The 17,637-nt window shown below is 72.7% G+C and carries 14 protein-coding genes and 1 riboswitch; of the genes, 6 read left to right on the forward strand and 8 right to left on the reverse strand.

Translation table 11 applies throughout. The features are described from left to right. Positions 1–136: 136 nt before the first annotated feature. Positions 137–574, forward strand: a complete 438-nt coding sequence (locus AS857_RS12555; RefSeq protein WP_160330219.1) for an STAS domain-containing protein — start codon at positions 137–139, stop codon at positions 572–574. On the opposite strand, the gene AS857_RS12560 is transcribed toward AS857_RS12555, so the two are convergent. From AS857_RS12560 to AS857_RS12590, 7 genes are all read right to left on the reverse strand, one after another. Beyond that, entirely contained in the window at positions 537–1,466 is a 930-nt protein-coding gene (locus AS857_RS12560; RefSeq protein ID WP_058043190.1) for an NAD-dependent epimerase/dehydratase family protein, read from the reverse strand. The two genes, AS857_RS12555 and AS857_RS12560, sit on opposite strands and share 38 nt — an antisense overlap. Before the next feature lie 28 nt (positions 1,467–1,494). After that, the gene (locus tag AS857_RS12565; protein WP_058043191.1) at positions 1,495–2,286 is read right to left on the reverse strand and encodes an enoyl-CoA hydratase; all 792 of its coding nucleotides are present in this window, start codon (positions 2,284–2,286) and stop codon (positions 1,495–1,497) included. Further along, entirely contained in the window at positions 2,283–3,212 is a 930-nt protein-coding gene (gene mmsB, locus AS857_RS12570) for a 3-hydroxyisobutyrate dehydrogenase (protein WP_079110277.1), read from the reverse strand. The genes AS857_RS12565 and mmsB overlap by 4 nt, the downstream gene beginning before the upstream one ends. Beyond that, positions 3,206–4,282 carry an enoyl-CoA hydratase/isomerase family protein gene (locus AS857_RS12575; protein ID WP_058043192.1) on the reverse strand — a complete coding sequence of 359 codons (1,077 nt, stop codon included), beginning with the start codon at positions 4,280–4,282 and terminating at the stop codon, positions 3,206–3,208. Before AS857_RS12575 ends, mmsB begins: the two co-directional genes overlap by 7 nt. Next, positions 4,279–5,427 (reverse strand): acyl-CoA dehydrogenase family protein, encoded by a 1,149-nt coding sequence (locus AS857_RS12580; RefSeq protein ID WP_058044102.1) that lies wholly within the window; start codon positions 5,425–5,427, stop codon positions 4,279–4,281. Before AS857_RS12580 ends, AS857_RS12575 begins: the two co-directional genes overlap by 4 nt. A 5-nt stretch (positions 5,428–5,432) precedes the next feature. Beyond that, on the reverse strand, positions 5,433–6,932 hold the full coding sequence (locus tag AS857_RS12585) for a CoA-acylating methylmalonate-semialdehyde dehydrogenase (protein WP_058043193.1): 1,500 nt from the start codon (positions 6,930–6,932) through the stop codon (positions 5,433–5,435). 163 nt (positions 6,933–7,095) lie between these two features. Continuing rightward, positions 7,096–7,273, reverse strand: a riboswitch (cobalamin riboswitch). Between the two features lie 40 nt (positions 7,274–7,313). Further along, a complete protein-coding gene (locus AS857_RS12590) occupies positions 7,314–8,723 on the reverse strand; it encodes a short-chain fatty acyl-CoA regulator family protein (RefSeq protein WP_058043194.1) in 1,410 nt (469 codons plus the stop codon). Between the two features lie 361 nt (positions 8,724–9,084). Here AS857_RS12590 and aceA point away from each other — a divergent pair, with 361 nt between their 5' ends. The 4 genes from aceA (at position 9,085) to AS857_RS12610 (ending at position 14,023) form a co-directional block, all read left to right on the forward strand. Next, positions 9,085–10,365: an isocitrate lyase gene (gene aceA / locus AS857_RS12595; protein WP_058043195.1), complete on the forward strand. Its 1,281-nt coding sequence runs from the start codon at positions 9,085–9,087 to the stop codon at positions 10,363–10,365. A 163-nt stretch (positions 10,366–10,528) separates the two neighbouring features. Next, on the forward strand, positions 10,529–12,133 hold the full coding sequence (gene aceB / locus AS857_RS12600; protein WP_058043196.1) for a malate synthase A: 1,605 nt from the start codon (positions 10,529–10,531) through the stop codon (positions 12,131–12,133). Next, complete coding sequence (locus tag AS857_RS12605; RefSeq protein WP_058043197.1) at positions 12,130–12,996, forward strand: 3-hydroxybutyryl-CoA dehydrogenase; 867 nt, start codon at positions 12,130–12,132, stop codon at positions 12,994–12,996. The genes aceB and AS857_RS12605 overlap by 4 nt, the downstream gene beginning before the upstream one ends. A 151-nt stretch (positions 12,997–13,147) precedes the next feature. Then, a complete protein-coding gene (locus tag AS857_RS12610) occupies positions 13,148–14,023 on the forward strand; it encodes a YwqG family protein (protein ID WP_058043198.1) in 876 nt (291 codons plus the stop codon). A 53-nt stretch (positions 14,024–14,076) separates the two neighbouring features. Here AS857_RS12610 and AS857_RS12615 read toward each other — a convergent pair whose 3' ends face one another. Further along, positions 14,077–14,508 (reverse strand): nuclear transport factor 2 family protein, encoded by a 432-nt coding sequence (locus tag AS857_RS12615; RefSeq protein WP_058044103.1) that lies wholly within the window; start codon positions 14,506–14,508, stop codon positions 14,077–14,079. A gap of 254 nt (positions 14,509–14,762) precedes the next feature. Here AS857_RS12615 and AS857_RS12620 point away from each other — a divergent pair, with 254 nt between their 5' ends. Then, positions 14,763–17,531 (forward strand): discoidin domain-containing protein, encoded by a 2,769-nt coding sequence (locus AS857_RS12620; protein WP_058043199.1) that lies wholly within the window; start codon positions 14,763–14,765, stop codon positions 17,529–17,531. Positions 17,532–17,637: the final 106 nt, after the last annotated feature.

Consider the following 17,637-nt stretch of genomic DNA (forward strand, 5'->3'; position numbering starts at 1 on the left):
CAGGACTAGGCTGCGCGGTGAGGCCCCAGCCCTCGGCAGCATCGAGATGTGATCCGCTCCGAGGAGGCACGTGGTGCCCGTAGAGCGCACGACCGTCCCCGCCCCCGCAGAAGTTCCCCGAGGGGCAGGCGGGCGAGTGTCCGCTTCGCACTGGCACTCCCCGCCCTCCGGCGGCCCACGGGACCGCGTGCTCGTGGTCCGTGGAAGGCTGGACCTCTCCGGGGTCCCGAGGCTGCGCGAGCGCCTCCTGCACGTGTCCCACAGGCCCGGAAGCCGGCTGGTCCTCGACCTGTCCGGCGTCACCTCCTGTGATGCCCTGGGCCTCGGGCTGCTCGTCGCCACCGCCCGCTGCGCCCGGTACTCCGGCGGCGACCTCTGCCTCGTCGCACCGTGCCCCGCCGTCGCCCGGGCGCTGAAGGCCAGCGGGCTGAGCAGGATCCTCCCGGTCTTTCCCGGCTTCGACGGGCAGCCCGGCGCCGGGACGGACGGCCGCCCCGACCTGCGCCTGGGCGGTCACGGGCAGGAGAGCGGCCGCATCAGCGGCGTTCGCGCCACCAGGCCACCGTCGCCTTGATCTGCTCGTCGAGCGGTGTGGCCCGTACCGTGAATCCGGCTTCGTACGCGCTCGAGTCCACCACGAACGGGCGGTCGAACTGGTAGCGGATCTCTTTCAGTTCGCGGAGGAGCGGGGAGAAGAGGGACGCGACGCCCAGCACCGCCGGTGAGAGCCCGCGCACCACGACCGGGCCCGATCCCGCCTGGGCGGCCAGGCGGGCGGTCATCTCGCGGGTGGACAGGGCGGGTTCCGTCGGGGCGTGCCAGGCCTTTCCCCAGGCCCGTTCCTCGCTCGCGACCTCGGCCAGGGCCCGGGCCACATCGGGCAGATAGGTCCAGCTGTGCGGGGCGTCCGGGTCCCCGAGGACGGAGACCGGCTTGCCGCGCAGCAGGCGGGGCACGACCCGCGCGGCCAGGTGCCCGCCGTCGGTCACGCCGGGGCCGAAGAAGTCCGAGGCCCGCACCTCGACCGCCTTGATGCGGCCCTGCTCGTGCAGGGTCCGGGCCTGCTCCCAGACGGCGGCGCGCGCCTTCCCCTTGGGGCCGGTCGCGGCGAGCGGCAGCTGCTCGGTCAGGGGACCCGCCACCGGGCCGTAGCCGTAGAGGTTGCCCAGCAGGACCAGGACCGCCCCGGTGGCCTCGGCCGCCGCGCAGAGCGACGAGGCCAGCGGTGGCCAGTCGCCCGCCCAGCGGTGGTACGGCGGCGCGGCACAGCCGAAGACGGCGCTCGCGCCCTGCGCCGCCTCGGCCAGCCGCTCGCCGTCCGTGGCGTCGAGCGCGACGTGCTCGATGCCGGGTTCCGGGCTCCGCCCCGACTTGGTGACGACCCGTACCGCATGGCCCTGCCCGGCCAGCAGCCGGGCTGTGGCCGCCCCGGCGGGCCCGAATCCCACGACTACATAAAGACTCACATGCGCACACTAGCGCGAGTGCATGCGTCTACCGGTTGGTGAACTCCGGCGGGCGCTTGTCCACGAAGGCGGCCATGCCCTCCTTCTGGTCCGCGGTCGCGAAGACCGCGTGGAACAGCCGGCGTTCGAAGCGGACGCCCTCGGCGAGCGTGGTCTCGAAGGCCCGGTTGACGGCTTCCTTGGCCATCATCGCGACGGGAGCCGACATGCCCGCCACGGTCTCGGCGACCGCCAGCGCTTCGGAGAGGAGCTCGCCGGCGGGCACGACCCTCGACACGAGGCCGGCGCGCTCGGCCTCGTCGGCGTCCATGGTGCGGCCGGTCAGGCACAGCTCCATGGCCTTGGCCTTGCCGACGGCGCGGGTCAGCCGCTGCGAGCCGCCGATGCCCGGGATGACGCCGAGCTTGATCTCCGGCTGGCCGAAGACCGCGGTGTCGGCGGCGAGCAGGATGTCGCACAGCATCGCCAGCTCGCAGCCGCCGCCGAGGGCGTAGCCGGAGACGGCTGCAACGGTGGGGGTACGGAGCTGTGCGAGCCGGTCCCAGGCGGTGAACCAGTCGCTGAGGTACATGTCCATGTAGCTCTGCGGGCGCATCTCCTTGATGTCGGCGCCCGCGGCGAAGGCCTTCTCGGAGCCGGTGAGGACGATGCAGCCCACGTCCGGGTCGCGGTCGAGGGCCTCGGTCGCGGCCACGACCTCGTTCATCACCTGCAGATTGAGGGCGTTGAGGGCCTTCGGGCGGTTGAGGGTGAGGAGGGCGGTGCGGCCTTTGCGTTCGACCAGGACGGTCTCGTAGGAGTGGTCGGTGGTGTTGGTCATTCCGGGGTTCCGTTCTGCGTCATGGACGGTTCCGAGCGGCGGCGTATCGCTCGCACGATTCCGGAGAAGTCCTGGCCCTCTCCCTCGCCCTCCGCGAATTCCGCGTACGTCCGTGCTGCCCGCAGGCCCAGCTCCGCGTCGACGCCGCCCGCGCGGGCCGCGTTCGCCGCGAGCCCGAGGTCCTTCGCCATCAGCGGGGCGGCGAACCCGGGCGCGTAGTCGCGATTGGCAGGGCTGCCCGGGACCGGGCCCGGCACGGGGCAGTTCACCGTCAGCGCCCAGCACTGGCCGGACGCGGTGGAGGCCACGTCGAACAGGGCCCGATGGCTCAGGCCCAGGCTCTCGCCCAGGACGAACGCCTCGCTCACCGCGATCATCGAGATGCCCAGGATCATGTTGTTGCAGATCTTGGCGGCCTGCCCCGCACCCGCGCCTCCGCAGTGCACGGCCTTCTTCCCCATCGCCAGCAGCAGTGGTTCCGCGCGGGCGAAGTCGGCCGCCTCCCCGCCGGCCATGAAGGTGAGGGTGCCGGCCTCGGCGCCCACGACGCCCCCGGAGACCGGGGCGTCCAGCGGCCGGTGACCGGCGGCGAGCACGGCCTCGTGCGCGGCCCGGGCGTCGGCGACGTCGATGGTGGAGCAGTCGGCGAACAGCGTGCCGGGCCTCGCCGCGGCGAGGAGCCCCTCGCTCCCGTAGAGGGCGAGGACGTGACGGCCGGCGGGCAGCATGGTGATCACCACGTCAGCGCCCGCGGCGGCCTCCGCGGCCGACGCGGCGGTCTCGACGCCCGCGTCCGCCGCCGCGGCACGCAGGCCGGGCACCAGGTCGTAGCCGATGACGCGGTGACCGGCCTTGACGAGGTTGGCGGCCATGGGCCCGCCCATGTGACCGAGTCCGATGAAACCGACGACGCTGCTGCTCACCAGGGCACCTCCTGCGGGGAGTCACCGGCGGCGAGGCGGAGCTCCCGCCCGCCGAGCGGTGCGAAGAACCGGGCCACGTCCGCTGCGCTCACCTCGGCGAGCGTGGCGGGGGACCACCGGGGGCTGCGGTCCTTGTCGATCACCTGGGCCCGGATGCCCTCGACGAGGTCCGGCGAGACCAGCGCGGCGCAGGAGACGCGGTACTCCTGCTCCAGGACCCGCTCCAGGGGCCCGAGCTCCCGTGCACGGCGCAGGGCGGCCAGGGTGACCTTCAGGGCGGTGGGCGACTTGGCGGCGAGCGTGCCGGCGGCTTCCCGGGCTTCGGGGACGCCGCTGCCCTGCAGCCGGTCCACGATCTCCTCCACCGTGTCGGCCGCGTAGCAGCGGTCGATCCACTGCCTCTGGGCGTCCAGCACGCCGGGCGGCGCCTGACGGACGTGCGCGGCGAGGACGTCGTGCACGGGGGCCTGAGCCAGGCCTGCGACCAGTTCGGGCAGCAGCTCCGACGGGACGTAGTGGTCCGCAAGCCCGCACAACAAGGCGTCCGCCGCACCCACCACCGCACCGGTCAGGGCCAGATGGGTGCCCAGCTCGCCGGGGGCCAGCCCGAGCAGGTACGTGCCGCCGACGTCGGGGACGAAGCCGATGCCCGTCTCGGGCATGGCCACGCGCGAGCGCTCGGTGACGATCCGCACGCTGCCGTGCGCGGAGACGCCGACCCCGCCGCCCATGACGATGCCGTCCATGACGGCCACGTACGGCTTGGGGTAGCGGGCGATCAGGGCGTTGAGCCGGTACTCGTCCCGCCAGAAGTCCGCCGACGCCGACCCTCCGGTACGCGCGTCCTCGTGGATGGACCGGATGTCGCCGCCCGCGCACAGCCCCCGCTCGCCCGCCCCGGTGACGACCACCGTCTCGACGGCGGGGTCCTTCTCCCATTCGGCCAGGGCCTCGTCGATGCAGCGCACCATGGAGTGGGTGAGGGCGTTGAGGGCCTTCGGGCGGTTGAGGGTGACGTACGCCGCGCGCCCCTCGGTGCGCAGCAGGACGCTGTCGGTGCCGTCCGCCGTCATCGCACGGCCTCCGTGAGTCCGCGGGCCACGATCAGGCGCATGATCTCGTTCGTTCCTTCCAGGATCCGGTGCACCCTGAGATCGCGGACGATCTTCTCGATGCCGTATTCGCTGAGGTAGCCGTAGCCGCCGTGCAGCTGGAGGGCGCTGTCGGCCACCGCGTAGCCGGTGTCGGTGGCGAACCGCTTGGCCATCGCGCACAGCTGTGCGGCCTGCGGGAGGCCCTGGTCCAGGGCGTCCGCCGCCTGGCGGACGAGCGCCCTGGCGGCCGCCAGCTCGGTCGCCATGTCGGCGAGCCTGAACTGCAGGGCCTGCGCGTCGAGCAGCGGGGCCCCGAACGCCTCGCGGTCCGCGAGGTACGCCAGGCTGCGGTGGAGCGCGCTCTGCGCCCCGCCGAGGGAGCAGGCGGCGATGCCGAGCCGGCCGCCGTTGAGCCCGTGCATGGCGATGCGGAAGCCGTCGCCCTCGGCGCCGAGCCGGCGGCCGGCCGGGATGCGCACGCCGTCGAGGACCACCTGGCGGGTGGGCTGGGCGTTCCAGCCCATCTTCTTCTCGTCGGGGCCGAAGGACAGCCCGGGGTCGTCGCGTTCGACGACGAAGGCCGTGACGCCCCGGGGCCCGGGCTCGCCGGTGCGGGCCATGACGATGTAGACCTGCGAGGTGCCGGCGCCGGAGATGAACTGCTTGACGCCCGTGAGGACGTAGTGGTCGCCGTCGCGCCGGGCGCGCGTGCGCAGTGCGGCCGCGTCGGATCCGGCGCCCGGTTCGGTGAGGCAGTAGCTGCCCAGGAAGTCCATGGAGCACAACGCCGGGAGCAGGCGGGCGCGCTGGGCCTCGTCGCCGTAGCGGTCGATCATCCAGGCGACCATGTTGTGGATGGAGAGGTAGCCGGCGATCGAGGGGCAGCCGGTGGCCAGGGTCTCGAAGACGACGACGCCGTCGGAGCGGGTCAGTCCGGAGCCCCCGGAGGACTCGCGGACGTAGACGCCGCCGAGCCCCAGGTCCGCGCCCTTGCGCAGGACGTCGACGGGGAAGTGCTTGCCCTGGTCCCAGGCGACGGCGTGCGGGGCGAGGTGTTCCTCGGCGAAGTCGAGCGTCGTCTCGGCGATCGCGAGCTGCTCGCCGGAGAGCATGGTGCCGGTCATCGCCGTCATCGCATCGTGGGGATGGTGAAGCTCGCGCCCTCCTTGACCCCGGAGGGCCAGCGCGAGGTGACGGTCTTGGTACGGGTGTAGAAGCGGATCGCGTCCGGCCCGTGCTGGTTGAGGTCGCCGAAGCCGGAGCGCTTCCAGCCGCCGAAGGTGTGGTACGCCACCGGTACGGGGATGGGCACGTTGACGCCGACCATGCCGGTGTTCACCCGCCGGGTGAAGTCCCGGGCGGTGTCCCCGTCCCGGGTGAAGATCGCCACGCCGTTGCCGTACGGGTGCTCGCTGGGCAGCCGCAGGGCCTCCTCGTAGCCGGCGGCGCGGACGACGCAGAGCACCGGTCCGAAGATCTCCTCCCGGTAGATCCGCATGCCGGTGGAGACGCGGTCGAAGAGCGTGGCCCCGGCGAAGAAGCCGTTCTCGTGGCCGGGCAGGACGAAGCCGCGCCCGTCGACGACCAGTTCGGCGCCCTCCGTGGTGCCGATGTCCACGTAGCGGCGCACGCGGTCGAGGGCGTCCCGGCTCACCAGCGGGCCGAAGTCGGCGTCCGGGTCGTCGGAGCGGCCGATGCGCAGCGCGCCGATGCGCTCCTTGAGCTTGGCGACCAGGGCGTCGGCGGTCTCCTCGCCGACGGGGACGGCCACGGAGATCGCCATGCAGCGCTCGCCCGCCGACCCGTACCCGGCGCCGATCAGGGCGTCCGCGGCCTGGTCGAGGTCGGCGTCCGGCATCACGATCATGTGGTTCTTGGCACCGCCGAAGCACTGGGCGCGCTTGCCGCGGGCGGCCGCGGTGGCGTAGATGTGCGCCGCGATCGGCGTGGATCCGACGAAGCCGACGGCCTGGACCCTGGGGTCCTCCAGCAGGGTCTCGACGGCCTCCTTGCCGCCGTTGACCACGTTGAACACGCCCGGGGGCAGGCCCGCTTCGAGGAAGAGCTCCGCGAGCCGCAGCGGTACGGACGGGTCGCGCTCGGAGGGCTTGAGGACGAAGGCGTTCCCGCAGGCGATCGCGGGCGCGGCCTTCCACAGCGGGATCATCGCGGGGAAGTTGAAGGGGGTGATGCCGGCGGTGACGCCGAGGGGGCCGCGCAGCGAGTGGACGTCGATGCCCGTGCCCGCGTTGTCCGTGAACTCGCCCTTGAGCAGGTGCGGGATTCCGGCGGCGAACTCGACGACCTCCAGGCCGCGCTGGATGTCGCCGTGGGCGTCGGCGATCGTCTTGCCGTGCTCGGCCGACAACAGGCGGGCGAGGGTCTCCCGTTCGCCCTCGACCAGCTGCAGGAACCTCAGCAGGACGCGGGCCCGGCGCTGCGGGTTCCACTCGCCCCACTCCGGCTGCGAGGCCGCCGCGTCGGCGATCGCGGCCGCGGTGTCCTCGCGCCCGGCCAGGGGCACCCGGGCCTGCACGGCGCCGGTGTTGGGGTCGTACACGTCGGCGAAGAGCCCCGACGTTCCGGGGGTGTGCTTGCCGCCGATGAAATGTGTCAGTTCACGGACCATGGAAGCCTGCTCTCGTCAGGTCAGGTGAGATCCGGGGATGGGCATGGGGCTTCGCGGCTCCGCCGGGAGCTACGGGTGCGCGGACAGGTGTGCGCGCTCCGCCGGATCACCAGGGTCGTGAGTACGGACCGGTGCCATGCGTGTCTGCTCCATCCTCGTGGACAACACGGAACACCCCGCGGCCGGTATCCTGACTCCCGGATCACCGCGCGCCGCCAGCCTTCCCGACGAATGACGCATCTCGTCAGTGGCGTGCTGTCGACGGCACACTCCCCGGTCACAGTGGCGGGACCGTGCCGGAATCACACCGGCTTCCCTGCACCGCGGGCCTTGGTCACGAACATATAGTTGGACGTCCTAGTAAGTCCACCCCCGGCGTGATCACTTGTCCGCCACCGGGTACGGCACGAACGTGCTGCTGTTCTCGTCGATCGCCAGGGGGCGGCCGAGCGGGGGTACGGCCCGCTGCGGGCAGTCGAGGCGTTCGCAGATGCGGCAGCCCATGCCGATGGGCGTGGCGGCGGAGGCGTTGCCGAGGTCGAGGCCGTCGGAGTAGACGAGCCGGGAGGCGTGCCGGATCTCGCAGCCGAGCCCGATGGCGAAGGTCTTGCCGGGCTCGCCCCAGCCGCCGCGCTGGCGGGTGACGGTGCGGGCGGTCCACAAGTAGCGCTGCCCGTCCGGCATGGCGGCGATCTGCACGTGGATGCGGCCCGGGGCGGCGAAGGCCTCGTAGACGTTCCACAGCGGGCAGGTGCCGCCCGCGCGGGAGAAGTGGAAGCCGGTCGCGGACTGGCGCTTGGACATGTTGCCGGCGCGGTCGACCCGGACGAACGAGAAGGGCACGCCCCGCAGCCGCGGCCGCTGGAGCGTGCTGAGCCGGTGGCAGACGGTCTCGTAGCCGACGCCGAAGTGGTCGGTGAGCCGTTCGACGTCGTAGCGCAGCTCCTCGGCCGTCGCGTGGAAGGTGCCGTACGGCAGGATCAGCGCGGCGGCCACGTAGTTGGCGATGCCGATCCGCGCGAGCGACCACGTGGTGGAGCCCTCGTCGTAGTCCTGCGAGGCGAGCGCGGACAGCTCCCCGGCGAACTCCAGCAGGGCCAGCTGCGTGGCCATCCGGAAGGCCCGCTGGCCGGGGCGGAGCCGGCCGGAGAGGTGCAGGGTCCGGCGCTGCGGATCGTAGTGGTGCAGGCGGCCGGAGTCCGCGACGAGCTGTACGGCGTGCCGCTGCGTGAGGCGCGCGGTCAGGGCCGGGAGCACTCCGCCGGGGCGGACGCCGAGGCCGGCGGCCAGCTCCTCGGCGGCGATGTCGAGGTCGTGGAGGTAGTTCTGGCGGCGGTAGAAGAACTCCCGGATCTCCTCGTGGGGGGAGCGGGGTGAGGCCGGGCCGGTGCCGCCGCTCCCGCCCCGGCCGTCCGCGGCCTCCGCCAGGCGCTCGGTCAGGGCCTGGTTGCGGCGGCCGAGATCGATCAGGACGGCGGCGACCGCGGGCAGGCGGGAGGCGAGTTCGGACAGGTCCGACGGGGAGACCCGGGCGCCGGCGATCTCGTCGGCGAGTGCTTCCCGCAGGTCGGCGAGGACGCGGGTGGTGCCGGTCTCGGAGAAGAAGGCGGGGTCGATGCCGAACGCCTCGGTCAGGCGCAGCAGGACGGGGACGGTCAGCGGCCGGGAGTCGTGCTCCATCTGGTTCAGGTAGCTCGGGGATATGGCCAGGACGCGGGCGAACTCGGCCTGGCTGAGCCGCCGTTCCTCGCGCAGCCTGCGCAGCCGGGCTCCCGCATACGTCTTGCTCACCGTCGACTCCTGTCCGCGTTCCGATGGGATGCGATGGGAATTGAACCTTGGGAATTGAACCTTCGCAGACTTGGCGGAACGTGCGGAGAAGATTCGCAACACTTGGCAGAAGGCCACGCTTGATGGCACGCAGTGCCACTGCCAGAGTCGTGATGCGGCCCGACGGAACCCAGCCGGAGCCAAGGCGGAACTCAGCCGGAACCACGGCGGGCAAGCCTTTGCGCACCCGGGCGAGGCACGGCGGGCCATGACGTTCCAGGGGGAGCGGCTTCCCTTCGCAGGATTGACAGAACTTCGCAGTATCGACAGAACTTCGACGCGGTCCAGGACACGGTCCGGAGCGCGACACCGGGAGACGATCATGGCGCAGGCACAGACGGCGGCGGAAGCACTCGCACAGCGGTGGGCAACGGACCCCCGCTGGAAGGGCATCGAGCGCACCTACAGCGCGGAGGACGTCGTCCAGCTGTCCGGCAGCGTCCGCGAGGAGCACACGCTGGCCCGCCGCGGCGCCGAGCGCCTGTGGCGGCAGCTGCACGAGCGCGACTACATCCACGCGCTCGGCGCCCTCACGGGCGGCCAGGCCGTGCAGATGGTGCGGGCCGGCCTGCAGGCGATCTACCTGTCCGGCTGGCAGGTCGCCGCCGACGCCAACCAGGCCGGGCACACCTACCCCGACCAGAGCCTCTACCCCGCCAACTCGGTGCCGCAGGTGGTGCGGCGCATCAACAACGCCCTGCTGCGCGCCGACCAGATAGCCACCGCCGAGGGCACCGACACGGCCGTCGACTGGCTCGCGCCGGTCGTCGCCGACGCCGAGGCCGGCTTCGGCGGCCCCCTGAACGCCTTCGAGCTCACCAAGGCGATGATCGCGGCCGGTGCGGCCGGCATCCACTACGAGGACCAGCTCGCCTCCGAGAAGAAGTGCGGCCACCTCGGCGGCAAGGTCCTCGTCCCCACCGCCCAGCACATCCGCACCCTCAACGCGGCCCGCCTCGCCGCCGACATCGCCGACGTCCCCACCCTGATCGTGGCCCGCACCGACGCCCTCGCCGCCACCCTCCTCACCAGCGACGTCGACGAGCTCGACGCACGGTTCTGCACGGGCGAGCGCACGGCGGAGGGCTTCCACCGGGTCGAGAACGGCATGGCGCCCGTGATCGCCCGCGGCCTGGCCTACGCCCCCTACGCCGACCTCATCTGGGTCGAGACCGGCACCCCGGACCTGGCCCAGGCCCGCGAGTTCGCCGAGGCCCTCCACGCCCGCTTCCCCGGCAAGATGCTGGCCTACAACTGCTCGCCCTCGTTCAACTGGAAGGCGGCCCTGGACGACGACCAGATCGCCAAGTTCCAGCGCGAGCTCGGGGCGATGGGCTACCGCTTCCAGTTCATCACCCTGGCCGGCTTCCACTCCCTCAACCACGGCATGTTCGACCTCGCCCGCGGCTACGCGGAGCACGGCATGACCGCCTACGTCGACCTGCAGGAGCGCGAGTTCGCGGCCCAGGCCGACGGCTTCACCGCGGTCAGGCACCAGCGCGAGGTCGGCACCGGCTACTTCGACCTGGTCTCGACCGCCGTCAACCCCGCCTCCTCCACCACCGCGCTGACCGGCTCCACCGAGGAGGAGCAGTTCCACTAGGAGCGCCCCGGCCCGCCCCGTGCCGGGTGCGGGCCGGCCCCACCCGGCCCGGTCCCGGGCCGGACCACGGCGTCACGCGCGTGCGCACGCCGGTTCACGTCCAGGCGGGGGCCGGACGACCGTCCTCGCCCGGCCCCCGCCGCTCCGCCGATGGAGACCCCGCATGCCCACCACCGAACTGACCGCCCGCGTCGAGGTCCTCGGCCCGCCCGGCCACCGCCACGACGAGATCCTCACGCCCGAGGCGCTGGACTTCACCGGCCGCCTCGTCACGGCCTTCGCCGGCCGGCGCACCGAACTGCTCCGGGAGCGCCGCCGCCGCGCCCTGCTCCTCGCCTCCGGCGCGGCCCTCGACTTCCCCCTCGTCACCTCCGCCGTCCGCACCGACCCGGTCTGGCGCGTCGCACCGCCCGCGCCGGGCCTGACCGACCGCCGGGTGGAGATCACCGGACCGCCCGAGCGGCGCATGACCGTCAACGCGCTCAACTCCGGCGCTCAGGTGTGGATGGCCGACTTCGAGGACGCCACCTCGCCCACCTGGGACAACGTCGTCACCGGCCAGCTGAACCTGCTCGACGCCGTCGAGCGGCGCATCGACTTCACCGCGCCCGGGGGCAAGCGGTACGAGCTGGGCGACCGGCTCGCGACCATCATGGTGCGCCCGCGCGGCTGGCACCTCACGGAGGAGCACCTCACCGTCGGCGGCCGCCCCGCCCCCGCCGCGCTCGTGGACTTCGGCCTGTACTTCTTCCACTGCGCACAGCGGCAGATCGACGCCGGGGGCGGGCCCTACTTCTACCTGCCCAAGCTCGAGAACCGCTACGAAGCCCGCCTGTGGAACGACGTGTTCGTCCTCGCCCAGGACCTGCTGGGCATCCCGCGAGGCACGGTCCGCGCGACCGTCCTCATCGAGACGATCACCGCGGCCTTCGAGATGGAGGAGATCCTCCACGAGCTGCGCGAGCACAGCGCCGGGCTCAACGCGGGCCGCTGGGACTACCTCTTCAGCGTCATCAAGAACTTCGCGCACCGCCCCGACTTCGTCCTCCCCGACCGGGCCAAGGTCACCATGACGGCCCCCTTCCTGCGCGCCTACACCGAGCTGCTGGTGCGCACCTGCCACCGGCGGGGCGCCCACGCGATCGGCGGGATGGCCGCGCACGTGCCGAGCCGGGACAAGGAGGCCGACGCGGCGGCGCTCGCCAAGGTGCGGCTGGACAAGGAGCGCGAGGCCGAGGACGGCTTCGACGGCTCCTGGGTCGCCCACCCCGGCCTCGTCCCCGTCTGCCGCGACGTCTTCGGCGCCGTCCTGGCCGGCCGGCCGCACCAGATCGACCGCACCCGCGACGACGTCGACGTCAGCGCCGCCGACCTGCTCGCCGTCCGCCGCATCAGCGGCCCGCCGACGGGGGAGGGTGTCCGCGCGAACGTCGCCGTCGCCCTGCGGTACTTCGACGCCTGGCTGCGCGGCAGCGGAGCCGTCGCGCTCCACGGGCTGATGGAGGACGCCGCCACCGCCGAGATCGCCCGCTGCCAGATATGGCAGTGGATACGCCACGGCGCCGTCGACCGCGCCACGGTGCTCGCCCACCTCGACGCGGAGACCGCGGCCCTGGCCGGGGAGCTGCCGCACGCACGCGCCGCGCAGGCCCGCGATGTCTTCGAACGCACCGCACTGGCGAAGGAACTGCCGGCGTTCTTCACCGCCGACGCCTACAGCCGCCACCTCGTCCGGCACGTCGCCCCTCGGCCGGAGGTGCGGTCGTGAACGCATCCCTCCGACGGGTCGGCGTGGTCGGCGGCGGCCAGATGGGCGCCGGCATCGCCGAGGTATGCGCCCGCGCCGGGCTCGACACCGTGGTCTGCGAGGCGGACGCGACCGCCGCACACGCCGCACGCGACCGCGTCACGGCGTCCCTCGCCCGCGCCGTGGAGAAGGGCAAGCTGGACCGGGCCGCCGCCGAGGACGCCCTGGCCCGCCTCGTCTTCACCGGCAGTCTCGACGACCTGGCCGACCGCCACCTCGTCATCGAGGCCGTGGTCGAGAACCCGGACGTGAAGACCGAGGTCTTCGCCGCCCTGGACAAGATCGTCGAGGACCCCGGGGCGATCCTCGCCACCAACACCTCCTCCATCCCCGTCATGCGCCTCGGCATGGCGACCCGGCGCGCCGACCGCGTCGTAGGCCTGCACTTCTTCAACCCCGTGCCCGTTCTCCCCCTGGTGGAGGTGGTCGCGTCCCTGCACACCGCGCCGGAGGCCGTCACCGCCGTCGAGGACTTCGCCGCAGCCCTGGGCAAGTCGGTCGTCCGCTCGCAGGACCGGGCGGGCTTCGTCGTCAACGCGCTGCTCATCCCGTACCTCCTCTCGGCCGTCCGCATGGCCGAATCGGGGTTCGCCACCGCCGCCGACGTGGACGCCGGCATGGAGCTGGGCTGCGCCCACCCGATGGGCCCGCTCAAGCTCGCCGACCTCATCGGCCTGGACACCGTCGCCTCCATCGCGGAATCCCTCTACGAGGAGTTCAAGGAGCCCCTGTACGCACCGCCGCCGCTGCTGCAGCGGATGGTCCAGGCGGGCCTCCTCGGCCGCAAGACCGGCAGGGGGTTCCACGTGTACGGCAAGGGCTGAGGATCCCGGGCGGCCGGCGCCGGGCCCGAGGGGGCCCGGCGCCGCTTGCACGTGCCCCGAGAACTGCCGCGTCCGGTCAGCCGCCGGCCGGGACCGGCCGCCCTCTCGGCCCGCCGCGCCCGTTGTCAGTGGTCCCGTGCATGATCGCCCCATGACACAGAACACCACCGGCGCCCTGCACGCGGTCGCCCGCGAACACCTGCCCGCCGAGATCGCCGAGCGGTGGATCGGCCTGCTGCGGCCGGCCCTGGGCCTGGTGAAGGCCGCGGACGAGGGGGCCGGTCCGGGGGCGGACGCGGGGACGGACGTCGTCGTCGGCCGGCTCGGCGGGCTGCCGGAGCTCCCCGAGAACGAGGAGTGGCCCGTATGGGAGGGGCACGGCCCCCTCACCTTCATAGCCTCCCTCGACTGCGCCGCGCTCCCCTCCGAGGCCCTCGACATCGACCTGCCGGAGGACGGCACCCTGTCCTTCTTCTACTTCGACGGGCAGCTGGACGACGGCCGTGCGTGGGTATCGCCCGATGAGCCCGGCACCTGGGCGGGAGCGCGCGTGCTGTACGTACCGGCGGGCGTCCCCCTCGTCGAGCGTCCGGCACCCGAGGGAATCCGGCCCTACGCCGAGGTACGGCTGACGGCGCGCGTGGAGGTGACCGCTCCCTATTCCTGGCATCCGGTGGTCTACCGGGAGTTCGCGCCGATGCCCGACGAGCACCCGCTGTGGGACGAGGAGTTCCAGGAGGCCCTGTGGGACGTCCCGGGTGCGGGACACCTCGTCGGAGGCCACGCCGACCCGGTGCAGGACGACGTGGAGTCCGAGGTCGCCCGCGCCGCCCTGGGCAACCCGCCGAACGACGACCCCCGCATCGACGAGGAGGCGCTGCGCTGGACGCTGCTCGCCCAGATCGACTCGGACGACGTCGCCGGGATGATGTGGGGCGACTGCGGCGCCCTGTACTGGCTCATACGCCCCGAGGACCTGGCCGCCCGCCGCTTCGACCGCGCCGTGTTCACCTGGCAGTGCAGCTGACGGACGGGGTGCAGGGGTCGTGGCGCAGGGCCCCGGTCCTGCGCCACGACCGGCTATTGACCGGCCGGTGCCGGGACGAGCCCGTCCGCGATCAGGCCCGCGAGCACCGCCTGGCCGAGGGCATGGACGGCGGACTGAGGCCGGACCATGACCGTGAACTCCTTGATCCGACCGTCATCGCCGAAGTGCAGCAGGTCGATGCCGTGGATCTCCTTGCCGCCCGCCGTCGCGCGGAACAGCAGGACCGCCGACGGAGCGGGGGCGCCGTCGCTGCTGGTCTGCGCGGTGCCCGTGTAGTCGCCTGTGTAGCGGAAGTCCTCGAATGTGCGCAGGAGGACCCCGAAGAGGCCCAGCACCTCCGGCTTGCCCTCGAACGGCGTGAACTTCACCGGGCTGTAGAGGCGGACGTCCTCGGTGAACAGGTCGTCGAGAGCCGCGAGGTCACGGTTGTCGACGGCGGCGCGGAAGCGGTCTGCGGTGGTCATGGCCATCCCCTCAGGTGGTAGTCATGAATATGACTAGTCATATTCATGACTACCACGAGGTGTGCGTCCGACGACAGGGCCTGGAGGCGGGGTTCCCGGACGCGGTCGCCGCGCGCGCAACTCTTCGGCGATGTACGTTGAGCACGGTCGCCAACGTCTTCAACACTCGTACGAGTTACCGAAGGTATTGACGTTTACCGTTCACAAAATTATGGTCGCGGGACTCTCGCAGGAGATCAAAACGACGGAGCACAATGACGTACTCTCCCGGCGCGCGGCCGCGTCCCGTCCGCCTGTCCGCACTGCTGCTCGCAGGCGCGCTCGTCGCCTCGGCGGCGCCCGCGGCCGCCGCCCCGGCGGCACAGCCCCCCACCGACCGTCCCCCCACCTCCGTCTCCCCGTCCTCCGGCAACTGCCGGACGGACGACGGCTGGACCCTCGAGAACACCCGCCTCGACCCCGACGACACCCACCACGCCTACGTGGGCAACGGCTACCTGGGCCAGCGCGTCGCGCCCAACGGGGCCGGCTACACCGACAGCAGCGCCAAGACCGGCTGGCCGCTCTTCACCCCGAGCTACGACGGCTCCTTCGTCTCCGGTCTCTACGCGCACAACAAGCAGACCGCCGGGGACCGGCAGGCCGCAGCAGCCCTGCCCACCTGGACCACGCTCAGCGTCGGAACCGGCGGCGAACACGGCGACACCTTCAACTCTTCGACGAATCCGGGTCGTATCTCCGGATACCGGCAGACCCTCTTCCTGCACTGCGGCATCGTCCGGACGTCCCTGACGTGGACCGCCGCCGACGGACGGAAGACCGACCTGGTCTACGAAGTGCTTGCCGACCGCAACGACCCGCACGCGGGCGCCGTACGGCTGAGCATGACGCCGCGCTGGAGCGGCGAGGCCACCGTGACCGACCGGATCGACGGGCGCGGCGCCCGGCGCATCCGGCAGACCGGCGGCGGCGACCGGACCGCGGGGTCCGGCCGCGGCGACCAGGGCGACCGGAACGGCCGGACCATGGACGTCGCCTTCCGCACCGACGGAACGGACACCGACGGCGCGGTCGCCTCCACCCTGCGCGCCGGCCACGGCGTGCGCCCGGCGAAGGCCCGGCAGGCGGACGCCGCCGAGGACCTGAGCGCACAGCAGTCCCTCACCTTCCCCGTCCGCAAGGGCCGGGCGTACGAACTCACCAAGTACGTGGGCGTCGACACCGCCCTGACCTCGCGCGCGCCCCGCCAGGACGCCACGAACGCCTCGCAGCGCGCCGCCCGGCGCGGATGGGACGGTCTGGCGCGCGCCCACACCGCCGCCTGGGCCCGGCTGTGGCGTTCCGACATCGAGGTGCCCGGCCGGCGCGACCTGCAGGCATGGGTGCGCTCCGCACGCTACGGGCTGCTGTCCAGCACCCGGGAGGGCGCCGCCAACAGCATCGCCCCGGCCGGGCTGACCAGCGACAACTACGCTGGCCTGGTGTTCTGGGACGCCGAGACCTGGATGTACCCGGCCCTGCTCGCCACCTCGCCCGAACTGGCCAGGACCGTCGTCGAGTACCGCTACCGGACCCTGCCCGGAGCGCGCGAGAACGCCCGCAAGCTCGGCTACCAGGGGCTCTTCTACCCCTGGAACAGCGGCAGCAAGGGCGATCTGGCCCGGGAGTGCCACAGTGTGGACCCGCCGCACTGCCGCACCCAGATCCACCTCCAGTCCGACATCTCCCTCGCCACCTGGCAGTACTACCTCGCCACCGGCGACACCGCCTGGCTGCGCGAGCGCGGCTGGCCGGTGATGAAGGGCATCGCCGAGTTCTGGGCCGGGAGGGTGCACCGCAACGCGGACGGCAGCTACTCCATCAAGGACACCGCCGGCCCCGACGAGTACAGCAACGGCGTCGACGACGCGGTCTTCACCAACGCCGGAGCCGTCACCGCGCTGCGCAACGCCGCCCGCGCCGCCCAGCTGCTCGGCGAGCGCGCGCCGGGGGAGTGGAAGACGATCGCCGACCGCATCCGGATCCCCTACGACGCGCAGCGCAAGGTCTTCCAGCAGTACGACGGCTACCAGGGCAGCAAGATCAAACAGGCCGACACGGTGCTGCTGATGTACCCCCTGGAGTGGCCGATGCCCGAGGGCGCCGCGACGAGCACCCTCGACTACTACGCACAGCGGACCGACCCCGACGGCCCCGCCATGACGGACTCGGTCCACGCCATCGCCGCCGCCGGAACGGGCGAACCGGGCTGCTCGGCGTACACCTACCTGCAGCGCTCCATCAGGCCGTTCGTCCGCGGCCCCTTCGCCCAATTCTCCGAGGCGCGCGGCGCCAAGGCGGGCGCCGAGGACCCGCTGGCCGGCTCGCCCGCGCACGACTTCCTCACCGGCAAGGGCGGCTTCCTGCAGACGTTCACCAACGGCCTGACCGGCATGCGCATGCGCGAGGACCGGCTCCGCCTCGACCCGATGCTGCCCCCGCAGCTCGGCCGCGGAGTCACGCTGCGCGGTCTGCACTGGCAGGGACGCACGTACGACATCGAGCTCGGCGCCCACGACACCACCGTGCGGCTCACCGACGGTGCGCCCATGACCCTGGACACCCCGCAGGGCGAACAGGTCCTCACCGAGGCCGCCCCGGCCGTCCTCAAGACGCGCCGCCCCGACCTCGTCCCGACCGGCAACCTGGCCCGCTGCACCGCGGTCACCGCCTCCTCCGAGGAGCCCGGCATGTACGCGGCCGCCGCCGTCGACGGCAACGCGGCCACGGCATGGGTCCCGGACGGGCCGTCCGGCACCCTCACCACCGACCTCGGCAAGCCCGTACGCGTCACCAAGGTCACCCCCGCCTGGAACGGCCCGGCACCGGCCTCGTACGACGTCCAGCTGTCCGCCGACGGGCGGCAGTGGCGCACCGTCGCCACCGGTGGCGGGGCGGCATCCGCGCGGTACGTACGGGTGGTGGTACGCAGTGATGCCAAGGCCGAGTCCCGAACGGGCATTGCGGAGCTGACGGTCTCGTAGGGCCGTCAGGGCAGGCTCGGCTCCAGAGACTCCAGAGGCTCCTGAGGCATTCCCGGTCCGTCCGCCGTGGGCGCGGGCCGGGAAAGCACGGCGGGCGGACCGCTCG

It is taken from the genome of Streptomyces roseifaciens (assembly GCF_001445655.1).
Taxonomy (GTDB): Bacteria; Actinomycetota; Actinomycetes; order Streptomycetales; family Streptomycetaceae; genus Streptomyces; species Streptomyces aureoversilis.

Coding starts and splice junctions, on each gene's coding strand:
- AS857_RS12565 (WP_058043191.1), bottom strand. CDS start 2,286: ATGACCAACACCACCGACCACTCCTACGAGACCGTCCTGGTCGAACGC.
- AS857_RS12575 (WP_058043192.1), bottom strand. CDS start 4,282: ATGACGGCGGACGGCACCGACAGCGTCCTGCTGCGCACCGAGGGGCGC.
- AS857_RS12580 (WP_058044102.1), bottom strand. CDS start 5,427: ATGACCGGCACCATGCTCTCCGGCGAGCAGCTCGCGATCGCCGAGACG.
- AS857_RS12585 (WP_058043193.1), bottom strand. CDS start 6,932: ATGGTCCGTGAACTGACACATTTCATCGGCGGCAAGCACACCCCCGGA.
- aceA (WP_058043195.1), top strand. CDS start 9,085: ATGGCGCAGGCACAGACGGCGGCGGAAGCACTCGCACAGCGGTGGGCA.
- aceB (WP_058043196.1), top strand. CDS start 10,529: ATGCCCACCACCGAACTGACCGCCCGCGTCGAGGTCCTCGGCCCGCCC.
- AS857_RS12610 (WP_058043198.1), top strand. CDS start 13,148: ATGACACAGAACACCACCGGCGCCCTGCACGCGGTCGCCCGCGAACAC.
- AS857_RS12615 (WP_058044103.1), bottom strand. CDS start 14,508: ATGACCACCGCAGACCGCTTCCGCGCCGCCGTCGACAACCGTGACCTC.
- AS857_RS12620 (WP_058043199.1), top strand. CDS start 14,763: ATGACGTACTCTCCCGGCGCGCGGCCGCGTCCCGTCCGCCTGTCCGCA.